Raw genomic sequence first — 24,936 nt, forward strand, 5'->3', positions numbered from 1 at the left:
TGCGAGAGCATCCAGCCTCGGGCTGCATGAACCGTTTGCTCGTTTTTTCATCATGAACTTAAAAGGCATTTTTAGGCTCGGCGGCATGGTACATAAATCACGGAGAATCCCTTCATAATAAGGAAAGTTTTGATCGAACACATCACGATATCCGGAGGACATAACCGTGAACAGAGGAGCGAAAACGGAGGCAGGGGAAGCAAAAGGGAATCTGAAGTGGTGGCAGCTATCGCTGCTGGGAGTCGCATCAACGATCGGCACGGGGTATTTTCTCGGATCCGCGCTGGGTATCCGGCTTGGGGGACCGGCTTTTCTTCTTTCTATTATATTGGCGGCGACGGCCACCTACTTCGTGTTTGATGTGCTGGCGCGAATGACGGCGGAGGATCCGCAAAAAGGCTCGTTCCGAACCTACGCCAAAAAAGCCTACGGCCGGTGGGCAGGCTTCTCAACAGGGTGGATGTACTGGTGCTCCGAAGTGTTGATCATGGGAAGCCAGATGACGGCGCTGGCGATATTCTCCCGCTTTTGGTTTCCTGGCGTTCCGATGTGGATATTCGCATCAGGTTATGCCGTATTGGGGCTTTTTGTCATATGGATCGGCACCAAGGGCTTCGACCGCCTGGAGAATGTGCTGGCTGTTATTAAGGTCGCGGCCATCGTCATGTTTCTTGTCATTGCCGCCGCCGCTTGGATGGGATGGTTGAAAGGCGGGAATAAGCCCCATGTTCCGGGCAGCATGAACGCCTTATTCCCGACGGGCGGTAAAGGCGTATGGTCGTCCTTGATCTTTGCGTTTTATGCTTTCGGCGGAATTGAAGTCATGGGAGTGATGGCCGTCCGCTTGAAGAATCCGAAGGAAGCGCCGAAATCGGGCAAGGTGATGATTCTCCTGCTGTCCGTCGTATATGTACTGTCTATTGGCATGGCCGTGATGATGGTAGCCTGGAATCGATTCTCCACGACGAAAAGCCCCTTCGTTGTGGCGCTTAGCTCGTATCAGCTGCCTTTTATCCCCCATATATTCAATGCGGTCTTAATCATTGCCGGATTCTCGACGATGGTTGCCTCGCTGTATGCCGTAACCACGATGCTGGTCACGTTATCCGAGGATAAGGATGCGCCCAAGCTGTTTTCCAGAAAAATGTTTAAGCGCGATACGCCCATCTTCTCCCTTTCCCTAACCGCCGCCGGGTTGATTGTATCCATCGTGCTGTCTCTGCTCATGCCCGGCAAGATTTACGAGTATCCACCAATGCCGAACAGCCAAGCATGCCAGAACCCTTTCTTGATCCCCTTATCAAGCTGCGCCGCATTAATCGGACCAACGGGGGCTGATAGGGAAAGGCCAAGGATCATGTAGCTAATTAGAATACTCATCAACTTCCACCTCTCGTCTGGAACATGGATACCACAGCTTGTACCTGCTTGCTCGTACATTGTATTCGGCAGGCGGACAAACTAAAACTGGATTGGGAATTTTTTCTGCCTTAAAAGAAGACGTGAAAAACCGCGCAGCTCCCTGCGCGGTTTTATTTGATTTCGTTTATTTGGTAGGATATAGATGAATGTCAGATGGCTGGTATTGCAGCATTACATAACCATAAGAAGAGGTGCATCCCAATGAGTCGCCCATATCGGATTACGGTATTGTCAGACACCCATATGCCCAAAAAGGCGAAGGAACTGCCAGACCCGCTGCTTGAAGATTTACGGCAATCGGAGCTTATTGTTCATGCCGGAGACTGGTCCGATTGGGAGCTCTACGAGCTGTTAAGTCAATATGCTCCCGTGGAGGGCGTGGCCGGGAATGTGGATGACACGCGGATCGTGGAACGCTTTGGGTATAAAAGACTGGTTGAAATCGAAGGCAAGCGCATCGGGATTGTGCACGGACACGGTCAAGGCGGAACGACGCCATCACGAGCCAGAAAAGCTTTTGCAGATACGGAGGTGGACTGCATCTTGTTCGGCCACTCCCATATTCCCTTTAAAGAAGATGTACAGGGGTTCCTGCTGTTCAATCCCGGTTCCGCTACGGATAAAAGGCGGCAGCCCCGTTATTCGCATGGAAGGGTCGAGATCCTGGACGGTAACCTGGAAGCCTATCATGTTTTTTATGATCGGAAGTGAACGAAATCAAGGCATTGGTAAAATCAGTATGGGGCTGCCTGCTTTTGAAATCACCCGTATCAGGTTAATTAATAGAAGTCCCCGATATGGTAAATCATGTGGATGTGAGGATTGTTATGTCAAAGGAAGATAAACAAAAAGATGTAATTCAGGTAGGTTTGTCCGGGTGGGGGGATCATGACAAGCTGTACGACGAAGGGGCAAGGCCTGCAGATAAGCTGGAAATGTACAGCAGGCATTTTCCCATCGTGGAGATGGACAATTCGTTCTATGCCATACCCTCGCCGGAACAAATGACAAAATGGGCGGCAGCCGTCCCGGACCATTTCGGTTTTATTGTAAAGGCCTATCAGGGCATGACAGGACATGCCCGCGGACAGGGCAAGGACAGATATCCCAGCGTAAAAGCGATGTTCGATCATTTGCTTGCATCGGTCGAAGAATTGCGAGCGGCGGACAAATTAAGGACCGTGCTATTCCAATACCCGCCATGGTTTGGTTGCGAACGCAAGCATGTGGACACGCTGAAGCGTACGCGGGAATGGATGAAGGACGTTCCGGTAGCCTTGGAGTTTCGCCATCAGAGCTGGTATGCGCCGGAGTTTCGCGAGAAGACCCTCGAATTTATGCGGAGCGAGGGCTGGATCCACAGCATAGCCGACGAGCCGCAAGCCGGTATCGGATCGGTGCCGGTCGTGCTTGAGACATCGGGCACGGAGGCCGTGATGATCCGGATGCACGGACGAAACGCCGATGGGTGGCATTCCAGCGGTCAGCCCAACTGGCGAGAGGTCCGGTATTTGTACCGTTACAGTCCGGAAGAATTGGAACAGCTGAGAGGATGGATAGAGCAATTGCTAAAGAAAGCGAAGCAGTGCTGGATTATCTTCAACAACAATTCGGGAGGCGATGCTTCCGACAACGCCAAACAGCTTCTTCAACTGCTGGGGATGGACACCGGCCCCGAGCCGCTGCGGCAGATGGATTGGCTGGAAGAGGATATTTTTTCCGAATAAATGGGTTTAAATGGAACCCCATACAGGGAACTGGTGAACGAGCGGACAAATCGTCAAAAAATTGACGCAAATTCATCTGTTTCTGAGATCATTATTATATATAAAGGGTATTTTCGGTATTGAGGCCAAGTGTATTATAATGTAATCGTAAGAAAACGTTTATTTAATGTAAAATGTAGTATGCAAAATGTAAAATTAGAAATTCCGTCCTTGAGCAATCAAAATAATCTGACGGAGGGAGTCAGCGATGAAGACCCTTGACAGAATGACAGAGGGACCATGGCAGAAATATCACGGTCCGAACTTGGGGTACATTCAAGATCAGTATGAGAAGTTTTTGCAAGACCCGCAATCTGTGGAGCCAGGATACCGCGAGCTGTTCGCAAGCTGGGGACCGCCTCCATCTTTGGAAAACAATGAAAAGAAAGCGGATTCGCAGGGACAGGGTGTAAGCTACGACCCGCAATTGATGAAAAAAGGGGTAGCTGCCGGCAAACTGGTGTGGAACATTAGAACCTACGGTCATCTGGCCGCAGACATTGATCCGATTGGAATCGGAAACGAAGCCGACACGCGTCTGCTTCAACCGGAAAGCTACCAACTCAGCCAAGCGGATTTGGCCGCCCTGCCTGCAGAGATCGTCTGGGAGGAGGCTCCTGGCGATATCAAGAACGGCTTAGAGGCAATCCAGCGGCTGTTGCAACTATATACAGGCTCCATTGCCTATGAATTTAGCCACGTCCACGATGAAGAAGAACGCAAGTGGCTCAACCAGCAGGCCGAATCAGGCCGCTACTTGTCCGACATGAGCGTTGAAGAGCGCAGGGGATTGTTGAAGAAGCTGCTCGAAGCCGAGCAGTTCGAGGAATTCCTGCATCGCACGTTCGTAGGCGCGAAGCGCTTCTCGGTTGAGGGCAATGAGGCACTCGTGCCGCTGCTCGACGAGATCGTTCGCCAAATGGCCGAAGCGGATGTCAACTCCATTCTCGTGGGTATGGCGCACCGCGGACGTTTGAACGTTCTGGCTCATGTGCTGGGCAAGGATTACGGCAAGATTTTCTCGGAGTTCATGCACTCGCCGAATAAACATTTGGTGCCGTCCGAAGGCTCCATGGGCATCAACTATGGCTGGACGGGCGACGTAAAGTACCATTTGGGCGCGGACCGTTACCTGAAGAAGGATGAAGCCCGGCAGGTTCGGATCACGCTTGCGAACAACCCGAGTCACCTGGAATACGTCAATCCGGTAGTAGAGGGCTTTGCTCGTGCCGCCCAGGAGGATCGCAGCGAAGCGGGTTATCCGAAGCAGGATGTGAACAAAGCGCTGAGCATTCAGATTCATGGCGATTCCGCGTTCCCTGGCGAAGGCATCGTGCCGGAAACCTTGAACTTCAATAAATTGCCGGCGTTCCGTACGGGCGGATCGATTCACATCATCGTGAACAACCGCATCGGATTCACGACGGAAGGCAAGGATTCCAGATCGACCCATTATGCGAGCGATTTGGCAAAAGGTTATGAGATTCCGATTATCCACGTGAACGCGGATGATCCGGAAGCGTGTATCGCAGTGGCCCGTCTTGCCAGCGATTACCGCAACAAGTTCAAGAAGAGCATTCTGATCGATCTTGTCGGCTACCGGAAATATGGCCACAACGAGACGGACGATCCGGAAACGACCCAGCCGCTGATCTACCAGAAGGTGAAGAACCATCCAACCGTCAGCACGATTTATATGAAGAAACTGGTGGATGGAAACATTCTGACCCAAGAACAAGTGGACGGTTTGAAGAACGGCGTCGTGGAGGTCTTGAAGAACTCTTACGAGAACGTGAAGACGAAGGATCCGGTTGATCAGATTCTGCTCGGACTGAACCCTACGGACGGCAAATCCAAGACGGAAGCCGCGACGAATGTATCTGCAGAGGTGCTGCGCGGCATTAACCGCGAGCTCCTGCAGTGGCCTGAAGGCTTTACGGTATATCCAAAGCTTCAACGCATCCTCGAGCGGCGCAGCAATTCGCTTGACGAGGGCGAGAAGGTGGACTGGGGTCATGCCGAAACGCTGGCCTTCGCTACGATTCTCGCTGACGGCAAGCCGATCCGGATCACGGGACAGGATGCCGAACGTGCAACGTTTGCCCATCGAAACCTGGTGCTTCACGATGCGGTTAATGGAGAAACCTTCTGCCCGCTGCACCGGCTGCCGCAAGCCAAGGCATCGTTCGCGATCCATAACAGCCCGCTGACCGAAGCTGCGGTCGTTGGATTTGAATATGGCTACAATGTGTACTCTCCCGAGACTTTGGTGATCTGGGAAGCGCAGTACGGCGATTTCGTCAACTGTGCACAGGTGATCATCGACCAGTTCATTACGGCCGGACGTTCGAAGTGGAGACAGAAGTCCAGCTTGGTGATGCTGCTTCCTCACGGCTATGAAGGAAACGGTCCAGAGCACTCCAGCGCCAGATTGGAACGGTTCCTCCAGCTGAGCGGCGAGGATAACTGGACGGTTGCGAATCTGACTTCGGCCGCCCAATATTTCCACCTGCTGCGCAAACAGGCTTCCCTAACCAACACGGACGATGCCAAGCCGCTGGTGGTTATGGCTCCGAAGAGCTTGATCCGTAACCCGCGTGTCGCGTCGCCTGTGAACGCGTTTAGCGAAGGCGGTTTCCAGAAGGTAATGGAACAGCCGGGTCTAGGTCAAACACCTAAGAAGGTGGAACGCCTTGTATTGTGCTCGGGGAAAATCGCGATCGACTTGGAAGACGCGCTGGATAAGCAGAAGGGTGAGGACCAATCCTGGATCCACATTCTTCGTGTGGAACAGCTGTATCCTTTCCCTAAAGAAGAAATTTCCCGTGTGATGCAGAAGTATCCGAACCTGAAAGAGATTCTGTGGGTTCAGGAAGAGCCTCAGAACATGGGCGGCTGGAGCTTCATGGAGCCGAGAATTCGTGAAATTGCACCTAAAGGCACAGAGGTCCGTTACAGCGGACGTCCTGAGCGTTCGAGCCCTGCTAGCGGATATCAGGATGTTCATGCTTATGAGCAACAGACCATCATTTCTTTTGCCCTTAATCGTAAAACTATAAATCAAGAGATCTCATTGGGGAGGTAGCGGCTGTGAGCGAAATTACTGTACCAGCTATGGGCGAATCCATCACCGAAGGAACGATATTCAAATGGCACGTAAAAGAAGGGGATAGCGTCAACATCGGTGATGTGCTGCTCGAGTTAGAAACGGATAAGGTTAATCTTGAAATTAGCGCAGAGTCTGAAGGCGTTGTGGAAAAAATCCTTCGTCAAGAAGGGGAGAACGTAACGATCGGCGAAGTGATCGGTCAAATTTCTCCGCAGGAAGGCGTTCCAAGCGCATCGGCGCCGAAGGCGGCTGAAGCTCCAGCCTCCGTGCAAACGGAAGCTGCTTCGGCACCCGCCGCAGAAGCACCGAAACCGCAAGCTCCGGTACCGGCTCAGAACGAGGAAGGAGCAGGTCTGACTGCATCGCCATCCGCACGCAAACTGGCTCGTGAACGCGGGATTGATCTGGACCAGGTACAGGGCCGCGACCCGATCGGTCGGATTTACCATGATGATGTGAAGAATCATAACGAAGCTAAGCCGTCTGCGGCACCTAGCAAGCCGGCAGCACAAGCACCTGCTGCCGAGTATGGCAAACCGGTTGAACGTACCCGCATGTCCCGCCGTCGTCAAACGATTGCGAATCGTTTGGTCGAAGCGCAGCATACGGCTGCCATGCTGACGACCTTCAATGAGGTGGATATGACTGCGATCCTGGACGTGCGCAAGCGTCGTAAGCAAGCATTCCAAGAGAAGCATGACGTAGGGCTCGGTTTCATGTCCTTCTTCACCAAAGCGGTTGTGGGTGCGTTGAAGAGATTCCCGCATCTGAACGCCGAGATCGACGGCGACGATATCGTCGTGAAGAAATTCTATGATATCGGTATTGCGGTATCCGCCAAAGAAGGGCTTGTCGTTCCGGTCGTTCGCGATGCCGATCGTCTTGGTTTTGCCGAGATTGAGAAGGAAATCGGCAATCTGGCTGCCAAAGCCCGCAATAACGCGCTGTCCTTGTCTGAGCTGCAAGGCGGTACGTTTACGATTACGAATGGCGGCGTCTTCGGCTCGCTGTTGTCTACGCCGATCCTGAATACGCCTCAGGTGGGTATCCTCGGCATGCACAAAATCCAGCTTCGCCCGGTAGCGATTGATGCTGAACGCATGGAAAATCGTCCGATGATGTACATCGCATTGTCTTACGATCATCGGATCGTTGACGGTTCCGAGGCGGTTCGCTTCCTTGTAACCGTGAAAGAGCTCCTCGAAGATCCGGAGTCGCTGCTTCTGGAAGGATAATCATCCAAGCCAAAGAGACTCACCTATATAAGAAGGCCGCATGGCAGTGTCCATGCGGCCTTTCTTATTGCGCGATTAGGATTTAGATTGATTTTTATCGTCTGGATCGGGAAGATCCCGGGGATTCCAATTCTCAGCCTGAGGCTCCACATCCTGATGCTTCTTCACCTTGTCGCGTTGTTCCTGGGAGTCGTTCTCCGTGTCCTGATGATTGCGTACTTCTTCGCTGTTCGGTTGATTCATGGGAATACCTCCTTCAGTCAATGTAATACATACATACCCGGTATGGCAAAAGACAAACAGGCTGCAAACGGCGAGTCATTTGATTTTCATCAGGGTTGAAGTTAACATGGTAACTGAAAGCATCACTACATAGGACATGAAATGATAGATATACGAGAGGAGAGATCGGATTTTATGGCGAATCCATCACAGCGCACACTGCTGTTTACAGGTGCGTATGCGGAAGATCATCAAAGCGGGGTATGTGTTTATGAATTTAACGAGGACAGCGGCGAGCTGAAGCTGCTTGATGAAGTATCCGGCATTAAAAATCCCACTTTCTTGAACGTCGATCCGGATAACGGACGTTTGTATGCCATCGGCGAAATTGCAGATCAAGGCGGCAAAGCAGCCGAGGTCATCAGCTTTGAAATTGACCCGGAGGCCGGCAAACTGTCCGAATTGAATCGTACCCGCAGTGTCAGCAGCTCCACTTGCCACATTCAGCGTGATGAATCGAGCAAGTATCTGATTGTTTCGAGTTATCATGGAGGCCTGGTAGGTCTTCATTCGATCGATGAGAATGGACAAGCCGGCAAACTGCTGGATGAGAAGAAACATACGGATCTCGTGACAGTGCGTGATGATCAGCAATCCAGGGCGCACTCGGCATTTTACAGTCCGGATGGTCAATATGTGTTCGTACAGGACTTGGGATTGGACAAGATTCTTGCATATACGATAAATGAGAATAAGCAAGAGCTGAGCTTTCACGGCGAAACCCAGCTGGACGCGGGCGTAGGGCCCCGTCATTTGGCTTTCCATCCCAGCGGTTCCTATGCTTATGTCATCAACGAGCTGAATTCCAGTGTCACGGTGCTTCGCTACGATCAAGAAGCGGGACGTTTAGAGGTGCTGGAAACGGTATCGACACTGCCTGCGGATTTTGACGGGGAGAGCTATTGTGCCGAAATCGCCGTGTCCCCGGATGGCAAAACGGTATACGGATCGAACCGCGGACACGACAGCATTGTAGTATTTAACGTGCATGAAGATACCGGTCGTTTAAGCCCGGTGCAATATATTTCGACGGAGGGCGGCCATCCGCGTCATTTTACGCTCATGCCGAGGGGGAAATTCCTCATCGTTGCCAATCGGGACGGGAATAACCTGGTATTGTTTAACGTGAATCCGGAAGACGGCAAGCTTGACTTTACCGGGTATACGGTTTCGCAATCCAAGCCGGTATGCGTTAAACCTGCGGTATTCCAACGATAGGCCTGGAAGACTTGATCCTCTCATAGGAAATGAATGCAAAGAGATCGTTCTTACGGCTCGTGTGGTAAGGTGTTACCATGAGGCGGGGGACGATTTCTTTTTTTCATCGGGTTAGGCATTACCGCTGGGATATGATTGCTTGCTGCTTGCTGCTTGCTGCACGGCAGGCTCGGATTGCCAAGATTCAGATACGGACTCGTTGGGTTATCTATAATCATGAAAACTTAAACGAGGAGGTTGTGGCAATGACAACAAATCAACGTTTGGATGGTAAAGTAGCCATCGTTACCGGTGCTGGTTCCGGAATCGGCCGGGCCGCAGCCCTTCTTATGGCAGAGCAAGGAGCTAAACTCCTGTTGATCGACATCGATCGTGAACGCGTAGAGAAAGTGAAGAAGACCATAGAAGATGGCGGGGGCGAAGTGCTCACGGGCAACTGCGATATTTCCAAAGCGGAATCGCTGAAGGATTGCTTCAGTCAAGCCGCCGAGCAGTGGGGAAAGATTGATATCGTATTTGCGAATGCCGGTATTAATGGGACCAAAGCTCCGATCGAGATCATGGAGCTGGATGAATGGGATGCTACCATTAACACGAATTTGAGAGGAACGTTTGCTACGGTAAAATACGCGATTCCTTACTTAAAGGATCATGGCGGCAGCATCATCATTACGAGCTCCATTAACGGAAACCGGGTATTTACCGGGTTTGGTTTCTCCGCATACAGCACCACGAAGGCGGGACAGGTGGCCTTCATGAAGATGGCGGCGCTGGAGCTCGCCCGTTACAAAATCCGGGTGAACGCTATTTGCCCAGGTGCGATTGCAACGAATATTGATGAGAGCACCATTGCGAAGCCGGAGCTGGACGAGGTGACGATTCCGATTGAATACCCTGAGGGAGACCAGCCTTTGGCGGACGGACCGGGACAGCCATCACAGGTTGCTCAGCTCGTAGCCTTTCTGGCATCGGATGATGCTTCCCATATTACCGGTACGGAAATTTATATCGATGGTGCGGAATCCCTCATCCATTGATCAAACCCTACGATCGATTTGACAAATCCGGGCGTTTTCCTCATAATGAATGAACGAATTGTCAAATGAATAGTGGTGATAAAGATGGGGATGGGGATTGTTGTTGTGGAAATATGCGACAGCAACTTGATGAGTGCTTTGGAACTTGAGCATCTTGAGGAATTGTATCCCGAAATCGCTGTCCTGCGGGCGGATTGCATGAATCTTTGCGGTCTATGCAAGCTGCGGCCATATGCACTGGTGAATGGTAAACGTGTATTCGCGGCAACGACGGAAGAATGCGTCGAGAAGATCAAAGCTGCTATCGAAGCTGAATTGGCTGTTTTCCACGATATTTAATACGTCTGAATGCAGACGAGAACGTATAGTAAAAGGGCAAGGCGCGAATGATTCGCGCCTTGCCCTTTCGTTTGGTTATTGATACATGCCTTGATTGGATTAGGAAGCATTGTGGCTTGCAGCAACAATTTCTTCGCACTCCGCGGAGCAGCAGCCATGATGAAGCTCCTCACACTCTTCGCAGCACACATGCTGCAGGTGGCAGGCGTCATTGTCGCAGTTGATGTACCGATCTTCGGGCTTTCCGCAATGATGGCATTTGCCCACGATAACATCCTCGTCCGTTTGATTGATCGGAACGGAAATGCGCTCATCAAATACATAACATTTTCCGTCGAAGAGACGGCCCTGTACTTCAGGATCTTTCCCGTAGGTGACAATGCCGCCCTCAAGCTGAGCAACGTCTTTGAAGCCTTCCTTGAGCATAAAGCCGGTCAGCTTCTCGCAGCGGATGCCCCCTGTGCAGTAAGTCAGGATGGTTTTATCCTTGTGCTCGCTCAGGTTCTCGCGAATCCATTCCGGAAACTCCCGGAAGGATTGGACCTCTGGTCTTATCGCATTGCGGAAATGACCGATGTCGTACTCATAATCATTCCGTCCGTCGATGACGATGACATCATCGCGCTGCAAGTGTTCAAAGAATTCCTGGGGCGATAGGCGTTTTCCGCTGACCACGTTAGGGTCGAGTTCATCCTCGACACGGAACGTAACGAGTTCTTCGCGGTGACGGACGAACATCTTTTTGAAGGCATGCCCTTCGGATGGGTCAATCTTAAACACCATATCCGCAAATAGCGGATTGGCGTGCATATCCTGCATATATTGCTCAGTCTGTTCAACCGTACCGGATACCGTGCCATTGATGCCTTCGGAGGCAACCAGGATGCGTCCTTTAAGCCCGAGATCTTTGCAGTATTGCAGATGCTCGTCTTTGAACGCTTCAGGGTCCGGGATTTGAACAAATTTATAATAGAGAAGGATCTGATAGTTCTGTTGCTCTGACATGATTTAATCACCTGTTCTTTTTAAGATTCAGCCATACGTATACCTATAGAATTGTAGTGAATTCATTCCACATAGTCAACTTAAATGTATAGAAAGTTTGCCATGATATGTGAATTTAAGGGGTTTCACGAATGCTTGAAAGCGGTTATGATGAAGGGGTGAGCAGGTGAACACTTTCATTATTGGAGGCGTTGAACAGCATGGTACATATCGAGCAAAATGCACTCGTATTGTTTCAAGGCGACAGCATCACCGATTGCGGGCGAAATTACGAGGAGTCGGACAGTTTGGGGCATGGATACGCGCTGATGGCTGCTGCCCGTCTTGGTATGGAGCTGCCTTTGAAAAGGCTGCGTTTTGTAAACCGGGGAATCAGCGGCAACCGGGTCGTCGATCTGCGGGGGCGCTGGGAGGAAGATTGCATCGATCTGGATCCGACATGGGTATCCATCCTGGTCGGCATCAATGAAACCGGCAGGAGGTTTAATCGCGGCGAAACCACGTCCGTGGAAGCTTATTATGAAGGCTACAGGGAGCTGCTAATCCAAACCCGCGAGTTGACCGGCGCGAGTTTCATTCTCATGGAGCCCTTCCTGCTGCCCGTTACGGAAGCGAAGAAGGAATGGCGAGAAGATCTGGACCCAAAAATTCAGGCCGTTCGCGAATTGTCGCGCGAATTTGAAACCTTGTACGTTCCGCTCGACGGCATATTCGCTGCAGCCAGCGCCAAGATTGAGATGAGTTATTGGGCGCCTGATGGCGTGCATCCATCGCCGGCAGGGCATGCTCTTATGGCAGATGCTTGGCTTGCGACCATGCAGGGCCGTTCCATTCTGTAGAGGTTATTTTAAGATTTTTTCTACTATATAAATATGGTTTCGTTATACTGGCATCCCCGGAGACGTATGACATCCGGGGATGTTCTTTATGGAAAGCATCCTCCCTTAGAAAATCTTGATTGACGAATACAATTGGGTACATATAAAATGTTCATAATAGACCGTTGTTCAATAGGAACGACTTATTTTTTGACTTTAATGCTTTCGTCTATGAAAGCGGGGAAGCGTTGTCGCTTTATGTAGAAAATTATTGAAGCGGTTAATAAAAGAGAGGGGATTCATGATGAAGAGAAAAATGTGGTTATCACTTACACTCTCCGCGCTGCTGGTTACGGCAGTAGGCTGCGGGGACAAGCCGGAAGGCGGCGGTACGACTCAAACGGGCAGCGGCGGAGATGCCGAGAAGAAATCCTACAGCATCGCGATTTCGCAGATCGTTGAGCATCCATCCTTGGATGCAACGCGGGAAGGCATTCTGGCGGCTTTGAAGGAAGCCGGAATTTCCGAGGAAGACAATACGCTGAAGATTGATTACAACAATGCACAAGGTGACCCGGCGAACAACCTCTCGATCGGACAGAAGTTGAAGGATACGAAAGCGGATCTGGTGATTGCAATTGCAACTGATTCGGCACAGGCTGTGGCGCAGAACGTGAAGGAGAAGCCGGTCTTGTTCGCAGCTGTAACAGATCCGCTCGATGCGAAGCTGGTCAGCGATTTGAAGAAACCCGGGGGCAACATCACCGGGGCATCTGACACGAACCCGGAAGCAACCAAACAATTGATGAATTTTGTAAATACTCATTTTCCAAATGTTAAGAGGATTGGTTTGGTCTTAGATGAAGGAGAAGCAAATGCGGTTGTTATGGCCAACACGGCAGAAGAGGTGCTTTCGGAGCATGGAATCGAGCTTGTGAAAGCTTCCGTTACCAATACTTCGGAAGTGAAGCAAGCAGCGGAATCGCTAGTCGGTAAAGTCGATGCCTTTTATATCACGCTGGATAATACCGTGGTAAGTGGAGTCGAGACAATTATTCAGACAGCACAAAAAAACAAAATACCGTTCTTTTCCAGTGACCGTGATACGGTGGAGAAGGGAGCTTTTGCAACGGTTGGATTCAAGTACTACGATCATGGATATCAAGTCGGCCAGATGGCCGTAGAGATACTGAAAAACGGCAAGAACCCGGGGGACATGGAAATCACGAAGCCGGATAAGCTGGATCTGATCCTGAACACGAAGGTTGCGGCTGAATATGGAATTGAAGTGACCGACGCCATGAAACAGGAAGTCAAGGACCCGGACAACAACATCATCGAGTAACGGTAAGGCGCGGAGATAACAGCCCGCGCCTTACTTCTTAATCCTTAAGGAGGTCATGACATGCTGGAATTCGTGATGAGGCTGGATGGTCCGATTGAATTGGGGCTGCTGTATGCGCTGATGGCACTTGGCGTGTATATTACGTTCCGGATTCTGGATTTTCCGGATCTGACGGTGGATGGAAGTTTTACGACAGGCGCGGCGATTGCGGCGATTCTGATTACCAACGGTGTGAATCCATGGCTTGCCACGCTGGCCGCATTTGCCGGAGGTATGTTAGCCGGTATCTGTACAGGCCTGCTGCACACCAAGGGTAAAATCAACGGTTTGCTCTCGGGTATTATTATGATGATTGCGCTGTACTCGATTAATATGAGGATAATGGGCAAGCCTAATATTTCGTTGAGCCAGGAAGCGAATATCTTCGGATCCATTGATCCGATCTATATTATGTTAGTGATTGTGATCATCGGCAAGCTGCTGCTGGATGCATTCTTCCGCACGGATCTTGGCCTTGCGCTCCGCGCGACAGGCGATAACAAGCGGATGATCCGCAGCTTTGGTGCCAACACGGACACGACAACCATTCTGGGGCTAAGCATCTCGAACGGGCTGGTGGCCTTATCCGGCGCTGTGGTTGCCCAGCAATCAAGTTTTGCGGACATCGGCTCCGGTATTGGAATGATTGTCATTGGCTTGGCGTCCGTTATCATTGGCGAGGCTGTTCTGGGAACCGGCTCGGTATTCCGGACAACGCTCGCGGTCGTATGCGGTTCGATTATTTATCGGATTGTTGTTGCCGCTGCCTATGAAATTCCATGGCTGGAGGCTTCGGATTTGAAATTGATCACTGCGATCATTGTTATTATCGCTCTCGTGGTTCCGACCATCAACCGGGCGATGAAGCAGCGTTCACAGGCACGGAGGCGCTCAACCGAACTGTTAGCTACGCAAGGGAAGACCAAAGGAGGTGCCCTCTGATGCTGGAAATGAACCATGTGTCCAAGCTGTTTAACCCGGGGACGGTGGATGAGAAAATCGCCTTGATGGACGTCAACCTTCACTTGAAGTCAGGGGATTTCGTGACGGTTATCGGGAGTAATGGTGCAGGCAAGTCCACGCTGATGAATATCATTTCCGGGGTAATGAAGCCGGACGCGGGTGAAGTGCGCATTGACGGCACTTCGATTGGCCATCTGCCGGAATTCCGTCGCAGCCGCTGGATCGGCCGGGTATTTCAGGATCCTATGGCGGGCACGGCGCCGCATATGACCATTGAAGAGAATCTGGCGATGGCATATCGTCGCGGCCAGTCCCGCGGGCTCAGCATAGGCGTTACAGCATCCAAGCGGGCCGGCTTCCGCAAACATCTAGAGCGGCTTGGCATTGGACTCGAGGATCGGCTCCGAGCCAAAGTAGGGATGCTGTCGGGAGGGGAACGTCAAGCGCTAAGCTTGCTGATGGCAACCTTCACGCAGCCGCAAATCCTGCTGCTCGATGAACATACGGCAGCGCTTGATCCGGCTCGTGCGGAGCTGATTACCCGAATAACCGATGACATCGTACGCGACATGAAGCTGACCACGCTCATGGTCACGCATAACATGGAGCAAGCCATCCGTCTTGGCAATCGTCTCATTATGATGGATAAGGGACGCATCATTCTGGATGTGGACGAAGAGCGCAAGAAATCCCTGACGGTGGAGCAGTTGCTTGGGGAATTTGAGCAGATTAGCGGCCATAAGCTGTCCGATGATCGTTTGGTTCTAGGGTGAAATTCTACTTCAAGACAAGGAATCTTTGATCAGAAGATTAATAAGATGTTCATAGATTCAGCAAAAAAAAGCGCTTCCGAAAATTTCGGAGCGCTTTTTCTCATCGTGTCATTTCATTTGACGATATATAAATAGAATAAGATTTACAAGGAAATTGGCATTTTTAAATCTTATTGGGTATTTTATGTAAAAAAATGACGTAAATAAGTATTGACCGCTGGAATATTAATCAATATGATTACTGTATAGAGAAATATACTAATATTTGGGTTCTGATCCTGGAGGGTGGTGTTAGCTTGGAAATGACAGCCACGATTCGCGAACAAATGGAAGAGTTTCTACATAAGAACGAAATGACGATTAATCGGTTTGCTGAAATATCGGAGGTCAACAGCGGCACACTCAGCAATATTCTGAATGGGAACCGCCCGATTTCCATGCAGCAACTGGACCGAATTACGTCAGGCATGGGTCTGGAAGAGGGTTATTTCTACGAGTTGTACATAGATGAATGTATTTTTCATGCTACGCCGGATTGGCGTCGACTGGGACCGTTTCTTCACAGGTGCGCGGAACTGGGGAAGCTGGACTGCTTGGACAAGGCTGTCCGAATGACGATGGATAATATTTCATACTCCCCGCTGCTCTTTGAAACAGCCGAGGTTTTTTTCAAAGAGGGGAAGCATGAGGCGGCCGTGCTGCTCTACAGGAGTGTGGCTGAGAGCGAAAGATTCCAGCATTCGGAGCGGCTGGCCCTTTGCCAGTATCGGTTGTTTGTATTAGAACTTACGGATGATCAGGATGCAAACTTGCAAGCGGCCGTTTATTTTGAGCCATACGTGGATCGTTTAGATGAAATGTATCAGTTGGATGCGCTTGTGAAATTAATCAACGTAAACCTTTCTCTGCATCGATGGAATAAAATAAAAGATTTGGCTGAGAGATTGGAGAATAAAGGATTAGCTCAGTATAAGCAACTGAGAAACGATTTCAAAAATCAAGAGTATCCTAAGCAGCCAATTATTTTTTATATTTTGTATGCTTATCTAATTCAAGCAGATGTTTCACGTGAACAAGAAGATTATGAAAAAGGTTTATATTATATATCCCTATATTCTGAACCCGATTGGATACAGGAACCCGATCCTCAAGAAAGAAAAATTATAACTCAGTTCAAGGAATGGGCTGAAGCAAACCGTTACTCGTATCAACTAATGGCGGGACAGGCCGAAGTAATAATTGATTATGTTGAATATGTAGCCAAGAGAGAAGATGAAATTTTTCTAGCACTATGTAATATTATGATTGCTGCTAATCGATATTATATTCAAATCGACCATATTCTTGAACGTTTTCAAGATTATTTGGTTCTTCAAGAACAAAAGAGTCATCTTGGGAAAATAAGCAAACAGGTGACTTTAGATCGATTTACACGTTTGCTAGCTGAATTTGCTATATACAATTTTAAAAGAGAACATTTTGATAGAGGAATAGATTATTTATTGGAAAGTTTAACGTATTCGATTAGAATTAATAGTGTTAAAGGTATGTTGAGATGTATGGGGTTATTTGAGCAGTTTCGCCATGTTTCATCATTTGAAAAACAGAAACAATATAAAAATTTGGTCAGTGAGGTGCATAAAAGAAATGAAAAGAAAATTGGCTTATCTGTTGGTTATCTGTAGTTTTATTTGGATATTTAATATTTCGGATACTAAGCATGATGCAGACACAAGATTTCCTCAAGATAAACAGGTCAGGCCTTTAAGTGGAGGACATGGTTCAGGACAAGAGACGTAATTTATAGCTGAATAGTTTATAAGAAAAAGGTGGTTCCAGTGGGTAGTCTGGTCCGCCTTTTTCATATTAACTATTCAATTAACCTTCATCTAAATTTATTCCGGTTATTCACTATTGACCTAACGAATGTAAAAATATAGCATGTAATTAATTATTTACTCTACTAATATTTGGTTTTCCATCTGGGGGTGTTGTAACTTGGAGACGACAGCCACGATTCGCGGAGAAATAGTAAGGTATTTGCAGAATCATCGTATGACGATTAACCAATTCGCCAGGATATCCGGCATTAACAGCGGAACACTTAGTAATATCTTGAATGGTAATCGTCCCATGTCCATGCACCAGTTAGACCGGATTACCGAAGGGATGGGTCTGGAAGAGGGGCACTTCTACAATCTTTACATAACGGAAAGTATTTTCCATACCACTCCGGATTGGCGGAGGCTGAGGCCTTTTCTTGAGCGATGTGCTGAACTGGATAAATTGGATTGTTTGCATAGAGCTGCACGAATGACGTTGGAAAACATCAATTACGCACCAATGCTTTTCGAAATGGCGGAAGAATTGTTCATCGAGGAAAAGTATAAAGCGGCTGCGTTGTTATACGAATGCGTAGCCGAATGCGAAAAATTGCAGTATTCCGAACGGTTAGCTCTTTGCCAATATCGACTATTCTTAATCAGATTAGGTGAGAACCAAGAGGAAAATTTACAAGCTGCCGTATATTTCGAGCCCTATATAGATAGGTTAGATGAAATATATCAATTGGATGCATATGTTAAGCTGATAAATCTGAATATATCTTTGCAGCGTATGGATAAAATCGAAGCTCTTGCCAAAAGAATGGAACATCAAGCCAGAATTCATTATCAGCAAAATAGAAATACTTTTGAATCGCTTGAATTTCCTAATAGACCTCTTCTTTTTTATTTACTTTATTCGTACCTGGTTCAGGCATATTTGTGTCAAGAACGAGGAGATTACGATAATGCTTTCCACTATGTATCATTGTACGATAAACCAGATTGGGTTATAAATCCCAGTTCTGAGGAATCTCATATCTTAGGTCAGTTTAGCGAATGGGCTGAAGCAAATCGCTATATGTTTAGTTTAATGAGCGGACAACCAGGTGCCCTACATCAGTATGTAGATTACGTTGAATCGAGAGAAAATGAGATCTTTCTTGCTCTATGCAATATCATGGTCGCAGCCAATCGTTATCAACTTCATGTTGATCCGATTTTGGACCGTTTTAAAGAGCATTTGCATTATAGATCGCAGCAAAATGAGCTTGGAAAGATAAGCGATCAGGTCACAATAAACCGATATACCCGCCTTCTCGCCGAATTAGGGATATACTATTTAAATGCCAAACAGTATGATCGCGGTTTATCCTATATCCTGGACAGTCTCGAGTATTCGATCAGAATCAAAAGCGATAACGGGATGCTGCGGTGCATGGGGATCTTTGAGCAGTTCCGCCATGCTGCAACCGAGGATATCCTGAACCGGTATAATGAATTGATTCGCGATGTCCAAAAATTATCCGTGTATGCCTGGAGCCCGGTTGTGTAGGGCTCTTCGGTGCGTCCATGCGTTATTACATGACATTGCCGCCAGGATGTTGACCTCCCGGGGCTATGGCCTAAAGTCCGGGTTTGTGATAAACTCGGATAAGTTTATTTTTACATATCGCATGAAAAGTAAGGAGTCCATGTCATGACATCAAGAACATCGATAGATCCAAACACCAATTCCACAGGGCGCACATGGTTGATCTTTGCAGGCATCATCCTTATTGCCATTAACCTCAGGGCGGCGATTACTTCGGTAGGTCCGCTGATCGGAATCATTCGAGAGGATACGGGAATTTCGAACACATTGGCAGGCATGCTGACAACGCTGCCGCTATTAGCCTTTGCTTTACTGTCGCCGATGGCGCCGGCCATGGCCAAAAAATGGGGACTGGAGACAACCCTTCTGCTGAGTATGGTCGTGCTGACTTTCGGCATCGGCATACGCTCGATATCGTCTCCCTATACGCTGTTGATAGGTACCGCATTTCTAGGTATGGCCATAGCCGTAGGGAACGTGCTGCTCCCGAGTCTGGTCAAGCGGGACTTCCCGCGCCATATCGGTTTGATGACAGGCACCTACTCCGCCTCGATGAACCTGCTCGCCGCGATTGCATCGGGGGTCAGCATTCCTCTGGCTACCCAAGCCGGGCTTGGTTGGCAGGGCTCCCTGTTAATTTGGGGATCCTTGTCCATATTGGCGATGATCGTATGGCTGATCCAGCGCCTCAGTTCCGGAAAAACAGCTGAGGTCAGTTCGGCTGCCGGAAAGCAGCAGAGCGTGCTGAAGTCGCCGCTTGCTTGGTATATTACTTTATTTATGGGGCTTCAATCGTTTACGTTCTACGTGAACATCTCTTGGCTGCCAGAAATTCTGAGAAGCCAAGGCATGGATTACGGCGCCGCAGGATGGATGCTCTCGATTCTCCAATTTGTCAGCCTGCCGTTTTCCTTCATCATTCCAGTCTTGGCCGGCCGGAATCCGAACCAGCGCGTACTGGTAACGATCTCTGCATTGTCCATGCTGATCGGTTATGCCGGTTTGTTATCCGGCATGTCTTCATTGAATCTCCTATGGGTGATGCTGGTAGGTATTTCGGGCGGGGCGAATTTCAGTTTGTCCCTGATGTTCTTCACCCTTCGTACCAAAACGGCCCACGAAGCCGCCGCGTTATCGGGCATGGCCCAGTCGCTGGGTTATTTGCTGGCTGCCGTCGGTCCGATGCTGATCGGGTTCCTGCATGACGCAACGGGAGGGTGGAAGGTGCCTCTGACGGTGCTGTCCGCCGTTGTCGTGGTGTTGTTCATCTTTGGTTTTGGGGCAGCGAAGCCAGGTTATCTGTCCGTTCCGGACGAAACGAAGACGGAGGCTTAAAGCTGCAGAAGTCAGCATCTGGTGATGCATCATGCTATTAGAACGATATGAAGAGCGATCCATGGAGTTACTCCAGTTGGATCGCTCTTTTTTTAATGCATGTGCGGACATTCACGCGAAGCATTCAAGTCTGAAAAATTTACATTGCGTTTACATAAATGGGTAGATTGATCATGAGAATATGGTATACTCTGAAATTTGATAAAGATGATCTATATACTTAAGACTGAACGGGTTAAGAGTTCTATCACATTACACCAAGCAAACGGGGAGCGATGGTATCTTGAATCTACAGACACATAAAGAGCAAACACAGTCTCAAGTTGGCAACAGACAACCGTCCGGAAGGTGGCGTGCGCTCGGCGAAACCTGGTGGACTGCTCTGCAGCTGGGACTTACTTCATTTGGCGGGCCGATTGCCCATCTCGGATACTTTCACCAGACCTACGTACGACGCAAACAATGGCTGGATGAGAAAAGCTACGCGGATCTGGTGGCCTTGGCCCAGTTCCTTCCCGGACCTGCCAGCAGCCAGGTAGGCATTGGCGTTGGGGTTATGAGAGCCGGACTCTGGGGCGGACTTGTCGCCTGGCTCGGCTTCACGCTGCCGTCCGTGCTCATGCTTATGATTTTTGCCTATCTGATGCAAACCTTCGATCCCGGCTCGGCAGGCTGGATTCAGGGACTTAAAATCGTCGCGGTAGCCATCGTAGCGCAAGCGGTGCTCGGTATGGCAGGAAAGCTGGCCTCAGGCCCTGTCCGGGCAGCTGTAGCGTTAATCGCCATGGCCGTCGTGCTGCTGTGGCAGAGTCCCGTGTCTCAAGTGACGGTGATCGCTCTAGCCGGCCTATCGGGATTGTGGCTGTTCAAGCGTCAAGTAAACGAAGAGGCAACACCCGAGATGAAAATGCCGATCGGACGGAGAGCCGGACTCTTTTGCCTGGGAGCGTTTGTCGTTCTGTTAGTAGGTCTCCCGCTCCTTAAAGGGATAACCGATAATGGATGGGTAGCCATTGTGGACAGCTTCTACCGTGCCGGATCGCTTGTATTCGGCGGAGGGCATGTCGTTCTTCCGCTGCTGGAAAGCGAGACGGTACTGAACGGATGGATGTCTAAAGAGGATTTTCTAACCGGTTACGGGGCGACACAAGCGGTTCCTGGCCCGTTGTTTACATTTGCCGCTTATCTTGGGGCCCTGATTCAGGGAATACCCGGAGGCATCGTTGCCACGCTTGCCATCTTTCTGCCCGGATTTCTGCTCATTGTAGGAGCCATGCCATTCTGGAACGGTATCAGAAGAAACCCGAAACTGCAGGGCATGCTGACAGGCATGAACGCGGCTGTGGTCGGAATTCTGCTGGCCGCTTTGTACCATCCCATATGGACTTCCTCCATCCACGGCCCGCTTGAATTTGTGATCGGCGCGGGACTGTTCGGGATGCTGATGTTCTGGAAGAGTCCCCCGTGGCTAGTTGTCATCATTGGCGCATTAGCAGGACAGTTTCTCCTGTAAAGGCCTTATTGAATAGCCCTCGGCATGATGTGCCGGGGGTTATTTGATTGATCAGGAGTAAATCGCATCGGATTGGTTAAATATTAGGGTGTATCTCTATTCGGGAAGCATGCGTTGATCACAAGAGTTTTTAGCTCTTAATTCGATACAGAAATGAGTGGATAAACCTACATGATGGACAGAGACGTGAAAGATTGCATTATTGTTGGCGGCGGAATTGCAGGTCTGCAGGCAGCTATACAACTGGGACGGTATTCGGCCTACGATGTACTGGTCATCGACCGGGGAACGGGGCGTTCCACCATCTGCAAGAGCTACCGCAACATACTAGGATGGCCGGAAGGGGTGTCCGGTGAAGAGCTCAGACAGCGAGGGCGGAAGCAGGCGGAGGCCGTGGGCGTTACGTTTGCAGCCGATGATATACGGAAGGCCGAACGGGATGAAGCGAAGTGTTTTGTGTTAACCGGTAAAGACGGAACCAGGTACAGGGCAAAAAGCATGCTGCTTGCAACAGGCTTGATGGATCGCTTTCCCAAGCTGCCGGGCCTGATGTCTACGCTGGGCACATCCGTTTTTGTATGTCCCGATTGCGATGGGTATGAAATTCAGGATCGAAAAACCGTTGTGCTGGGATCGGGCGATCCCGGTGCCAATATGTCCATTTTGTTATCCGAGCGGGCGAAGGAAATCATCTATGTCAATCATGAGGGACAGCCGGCTTCGTCCGAGAACATGACGCAGTTAGCGAATCTTGGGATTCCGTATATAGAGAAAAGAGTAACCGAAATTCAGGAGGAAGGGGGCATCCTATCGGCTGTCGTGCTGGAAGACGGCAGCATCATCCGCGCGGAGCGCGGTTTCATTTCCTTTGGAGGGAACATGATCTATTCCGAATTGGCCGAGCAGTTGGGGGCGGAACTGGAGCACAACCGGCATGTGAAGACCGATCCCCGATCCAAAATGACGAACGTCGAACTGCTGTGGGCTGCAGGCGACCTGGGCGTCCATTCCGAATTAACCACCGTGGCGATGGGGGAAGGCGCAACGGCTGCGATCTGGATCCATAAAACGCTGAAAAAGATGACAAGCCAAGCCGTAACATAATGTTATGAGCCAGGCTGGAATATTGGCATGGTCCAGGCCTTGACATGATGACTAAAGAACCCGCCTGATCGGGCACGGAATGTATGGAGCGATACCGTGGATCAAGGCGGGTTTTCTGTGCTATCAGCGGACTGTCACCTTGAATTCAAGTCGAGCGACTAGACGTTATGACAGACCGAATCTCGTGATATGATCTTCGAGTTTATATTTTTGCAGCAATTCCGTTTGCTTGGGACCGATCAGGTCAAAATGCGGGTATGGCTGGCGGTGATGGATATACTGCGGATTTAATCCATTGGATATGCACCAGTCCTTCAGGCGCTGAATATCCGAGCAGCCTACTTTGGTTACGGTATGAAACTCCGGAAACCGCTTGTCGTACCAATAATGGGTTAAAAACGCGATATCGCCTTTGGCGACTTTCTGTTTCCATTGCTGTAATTCCTGCTTCGAGATGCCGAATGCCATGTTAGTCTCATCCTCATTCGTATATTCATTCTTCTCATTATACCAGCATATACTTGACTGCACCTACTTGTTTTCATAGCCTGGTGCTGCGAAGTCTGAAGCGCTGCCTTACCGTTGATCGGATCGATGTCGAAAGAGGGGGAACGTTATGATACTGGAATCAGCCATTCTTTATATTAAACCTGGGCTGGCAAGCGAATTCGAAAGTGCCTTTCGGGAGGCTTCCGGCGTATTGTTATCCAAAAAGGGGTATGTAGGCCATGAACTTCACAAGTGCGTGGAGAACCGGGATGAATATATATTCCTTGTCCGCTGGAGCGGCATTAAGGATCACCTGATCGGCTTCCGCGGGCACCCGGACTATAAGAAATGGGTTGCCTCTCTGGAACCGTTTTATGCAAAGGCGCCTGAGGTCAAGCATTATATCGACATCCGGATCGACAGCCGAGAGCAGGCGGAATCGGAGCTGGCTAAACTGTTGATTCCGGAAAGCGGCTCGGATTCCGCCGAGGAAAACAGGCCGTCAGAATAAAATGGGCTTCATTTTATCGGCTAATACAACACGGCATGAGTATCCCCTACTGAGGGTGATTTCCCGGGAGCCGTCCTTGGACGGCTTCTTGGCGTTATTGGAAGAGGCACGCCCTGGTCATTGAAGGCTTGGCCAAACTTGGCTAATCGGTCTTATTTTGTCCCGAATAACAGGAATTATGGGATGTCGTGACGAACTTTGTTGTTAAGTTAAACTACATAAGGGGTGGTTACAATCATTACAGATTATCATGGCGTCCGCCGTCTTGCCGACGACATTCGGGCAAACGTTTCCAAAGTTATGGTAGGCAAGGAGCAGCTGATCGACAGATTGTTTATTGCCATGGTCACATCGGGTCATGTTCTGCTGGAAGATGTTCCGGGAACCGGGAAGACGCTGTTGGCCAAATCCATCTCCAGGTCGATTGATTGCACGTTTAAGCGAGTACAGTTTACGCCGGATTTGCTGCCGTCCGATCTGAGCGGCATTTATTTCTATAATCAACAATCCGCGACGTTTGAATTCCGTCCCGGTCCGCTGTTCACCAATATCCTGCTCGCTGATGAAATCAACAGGGCCACGCCTCGTACGCAGTCCAGCCTGCTCGAGTGCATGGAGGAGCGCCAGATCAGCATCGACGGAGTAACCCATCAACTGAAAGAACCGTTTCTGGTCATCGCCACGCAGAACCCGCTGGAGCAGCAAGGAACGTTTCCGCTGCCGGAGGCACAGCTGGACCGCTTTTTATTCAAACTGAACATGGGGTATCCTACCTCGGAGGAAAGCGTGAATATTTTGAAGCGCTTCAAAGACGAACAGCCGCTGGAATCCCTGACGGCCATCGCAGCGTCCGACAGCATCGTACAAGCCAGGCATATCGTCAGCAAAGTACATGTCAGCGATGAGATGTTGGCTTATATAGTCGAACTTTCCGAGCATTCGAGACGGGATGAAGCCGTCGCCTCCGGCGTAAGCCCGAGGGGCTGCCAGGCATTATTGAAGGCGGTGCAGGTACAGGCCGTCCTGAACGGGAGAGAGTTCGTTACGCCTGATGACGTTAAGGAGCTCGCCGTGCCGACGTGGGCGCACCGCTTGAAGCTGCGGGGGACGCTCCACAACCGCGGCGGCGCGACTGCGTCAGAAGAAGTGATCCAACGATTGCTGCAGCAGGTTGCCGTACCGACAGAAGAAGGCATCTCGTCGTAGGGGGCGATGG

The 24,936-nt window shown here is 49.8% G+C and carries 21 protein-coding genes and 2 pseudogenes; 19 read left to right on the forward strand and 4 right to left on the reverse strand.

Going from position 1 to position 24,936, the window contains the following annotated elements; genetic code table 11:
* Positions 1 to 166 precede the first annotated feature (166 nt).
* A pseudogene (locus tag AC3RCL_RS10880) lies at positions 167 to 1,249 on the forward strand (amino acid permease); the annotation flags it as partial.
* A 2-nt stretch (positions 1,250 to 1,251) separates the two neighbouring features.
* Here AC3RCL_RS10880 and AC3RCL_RS10885 read toward each other — a convergent pair.
* A pseudogene (locus AC3RCL_RS10885) lies at positions 1,252 to 1,380 on the reverse strand (amino acid transporter); the annotation flags it as partial.
* A gap of 243 nt (positions 1,381 to 1,623) precedes the next feature.
* Here AC3RCL_RS10885 and AC3RCL_RS10890 point away from each other — a divergent pair.
* From AC3RCL_RS10890 to odhB, 4 genes are all read left to right on the forward strand, one after another.
* On the forward strand, positions 1,624 to 2,133 hold the full coding sequence (locus tag AC3RCL_RS10890; protein ID WP_492535361.1) for a metallophosphoesterase family protein: 510 nt from the start codon (positions 1,624 to 1,626) through the stop codon (positions 2,131 to 2,133).
* A gap of 116 nt (positions 2,134 to 2,249) precedes the next feature.
* Complete coding sequence (locus AC3RCL_RS10895) at positions 2,250 to 3,149, forward strand: DUF72 domain-containing protein (RefSeq protein WP_492535362.1); 900 nt, start codon at positions 2,250 to 2,252, stop codon at positions 3,147 to 3,149.
* Positions 3,150 to 3,396: 247 nt separating this feature from the next.
* Positions 3,397 to 6,273 carry a 2-oxoglutarate dehydrogenase E1 component gene (locus tag AC3RCL_RS10900; RefSeq protein ID WP_096774433.1) on the forward strand — a complete coding sequence of 959 codons (2,877 nt, stop codon included), beginning with the start codon at positions 3,397 to 3,399 and terminating at the stop codon, positions 6,271 to 6,273.
* A 5-nt stretch (positions 6,274 to 6,278) separates the two neighbouring features.
* Entirely contained in the window at positions 6,279 to 7,532 is a 1,254-nt protein-coding gene (gene odhB, locus AC3RCL_RS10905; RefSeq protein WP_492535363.1) for a 2-oxoglutarate dehydrogenase complex dihydrolipoyllysine-residue succinyltransferase, read from the forward strand.
* Positions 7,533 to 7,607: 75 nt separating this feature from the next.
* On the opposite strand, the gene AC3RCL_RS10910 is transcribed toward odhB, so the two are convergent.
* Positions 7,608 to 7,775, reverse strand: coding sequence for a hypothetical protein (locus AC3RCL_RS10910; RefSeq protein ID WP_492535364.1), 168 nt, complete (start codon positions 7,773 to 7,775; stop codon positions 7,608 to 7,610).
* Positions 7,776 to 7,949: 174 nt separating this feature from the next.
* Here AC3RCL_RS10910 and AC3RCL_RS10915 point away from each other — a divergent pair, with 174 nt between their 5' ends.
* From AC3RCL_RS10915 to AC3RCL_RS10925, 3 genes are all read left to right on the forward strand, one after another.
* The gene (locus AC3RCL_RS10915) at positions 7,950 to 9,032 is read left to right on the forward strand and encodes a lactonase family protein (protein WP_492535365.1); all 1,083 of its coding nucleotides are present in this window, start codon (positions 7,950 to 7,952) and stop codon (positions 9,030 to 9,032) included.
* A 245-nt stretch (positions 9,033 to 9,277) separates the two neighbouring features.
* Positions 9,278 to 10,069 (forward strand): SDR family oxidoreductase, encoded by a 792-nt coding sequence (locus AC3RCL_RS10920; protein WP_096774430.1) that lies wholly within the window; start codon positions 9,278 to 9,280, stop codon positions 10,067 to 10,069.
* A gap of 90 nt (positions 10,070 to 10,159) precedes the next feature.
* Positions 10,160 to 10,408, forward strand: coding sequence for a YuzB family protein (locus tag AC3RCL_RS10925; protein WP_015736210.1), 249 nt, complete (start codon positions 10,160 to 10,162; stop codon positions 10,406 to 10,408).
* A gap of 99 nt (positions 10,409 to 10,507) precedes the next feature.
* On the opposite strand, the gene trhO is transcribed toward AC3RCL_RS10925, so the two are convergent.
* Positions 10,508 to 11,413 carry an oxygen-dependent tRNA uridine(34) hydroxylase TrhO gene (gene trhO / locus AC3RCL_RS10930; RefSeq protein ID WP_009590706.1) on the reverse strand — a complete coding sequence of 302 codons (906 nt, stop codon included), beginning with the start codon at positions 11,411 to 11,413 and terminating at the stop codon, positions 10,508 to 10,510.
* Between the two features lie 200 nt (positions 11,414 to 11,613).
* Between trhO and AC3RCL_RS10935 the strand changes: the two genes are divergently transcribed.
* The 9 genes from AC3RCL_RS10935 to AC3RCL_RS10975 all read left to right on the forward strand — a co-directional run bounded on the left by AC3RCL_RS10935 (position 11,614) and on the right by AC3RCL_RS10975 (position 22,720).
* Entirely contained in the window at positions 11,614 to 12,252 is a 639-nt protein-coding gene (locus tag AC3RCL_RS10935; RefSeq protein ID WP_015736208.1) for an SGNH/GDSL hydrolase family protein, read from the forward strand.
* A gap of 283 nt (positions 12,253 to 12,535) precedes the next feature.
* A complete protein-coding gene (locus AC3RCL_RS10940) occupies positions 12,536 to 13,576 on the forward strand; it encodes an ABC transporter substrate-binding protein (protein WP_492536317.1) in 1,041 nt (346 codons plus the stop codon).
* 60 nt (positions 13,577 to 13,636) lie between these two features.
* Complete coding sequence (locus AC3RCL_RS10945) at positions 13,637 to 14,557, forward strand: ABC transporter permease (protein WP_492535366.1); 921 nt, start codon at positions 13,637 to 13,639, stop codon at positions 14,555 to 14,557.
* Positions 14,557 to 15,351 carry an ABC transporter ATP-binding protein gene (locus AC3RCL_RS10950; RefSeq protein ID WP_096774427.1) on the forward strand — a complete coding sequence of 265 codons (795 nt, stop codon included), beginning with the start codon at positions 14,557 to 14,559 and terminating at the stop codon, positions 15,349 to 15,351. The genes AC3RCL_RS10945 and AC3RCL_RS10950 overlap by 1 nt, the downstream gene beginning before the upstream one ends.
* 296 nt (positions 15,352 to 15,647) lie before the next feature.
* Complete coding sequence (locus AC3RCL_RS10955; RefSeq protein WP_492535367.1) at positions 15,648 to 17,036, forward strand: transcriptional regulator; 1,389 nt, start codon at positions 15,648 to 15,650, stop codon at positions 17,034 to 17,036.
* 313 nt (positions 17,037 to 17,349) lie between these two features.
* Positions 17,350 to 18,729, forward strand: a complete 1,380-nt coding sequence (locus tag AC3RCL_RS10960) for a helix-turn-helix domain-containing protein (protein WP_492535368.1) — start codon at positions 17,350 to 17,352, stop codon at positions 18,727 to 18,729.
* Positions 18,730 to 18,873: 144 nt separating this feature from the next.
* Positions 18,874 to 20,103 (forward strand): CynX/NimT family MFS transporter, encoded by a 1,230-nt coding sequence (locus AC3RCL_RS10965; protein WP_492535369.1) that lies wholly within the window; start codon positions 18,874 to 18,876, stop codon positions 20,101 to 20,103.
* A 283-nt stretch (positions 20,104 to 20,386) separates the two neighbouring features.
* On the forward strand, positions 20,387 to 21,616 hold the full coding sequence (locus AC3RCL_RS10970; protein WP_492535370.1) for a chromate transporter: 1,230 nt from the start codon (positions 20,387 to 20,389) through the stop codon (positions 21,614 to 21,616).
* A 171-nt stretch (positions 21,617 to 21,787) separates the two neighbouring features.
* Positions 21,788 to 22,720 (forward strand): NAD(P)/FAD-dependent oxidoreductase, encoded by a 933-nt coding sequence (locus AC3RCL_RS10975; protein WP_452515907.1) that lies wholly within the window; start codon positions 21,788 to 21,790, stop codon positions 22,718 to 22,720.
* A 165-nt stretch (positions 22,721 to 22,885) separates the two neighbouring features.
* Here AC3RCL_RS10975 and AC3RCL_RS10980 read toward each other — a convergent pair whose 3' ends face one another.
* On the reverse strand, positions 22,886 to 23,188 hold the full coding sequence (locus AC3RCL_RS10980) for a hypothetical protein (RefSeq protein ID WP_096774419.1): 303 nt from the start codon (positions 23,186 to 23,188) through the stop codon (positions 22,886 to 22,888).
* Between the two features lie 148 nt (positions 23,189 to 23,336).
* On the opposite strand from AC3RCL_RS10980, the gene AC3RCL_RS10985 reads away from it, so the two are divergent.
* On the forward strand, positions 23,337 to 23,720 hold the full coding sequence (locus AC3RCL_RS10985; protein WP_015736198.1) for an antibiotic biosynthesis monooxygenase family protein: 384 nt from the start codon (positions 23,337 to 23,339) through the stop codon (positions 23,718 to 23,720).
* 225 nt (positions 23,721 to 23,945) lie between these two features.
* Positions 23,946 to 24,926 (forward strand): AAA family ATPase, encoded by a 981-nt coding sequence (locus tag AC3RCL_RS10990; protein ID WP_096774418.1) that lies wholly within the window; start codon positions 23,946 to 23,948, stop codon positions 24,924 to 24,926.
* The last annotated feature ends 10 nt before the right edge of the window (positions 24,927 to 24,936 follow it).

Source organism: Paenibacillus sp. MT86 (assembly GCF_058792535.1).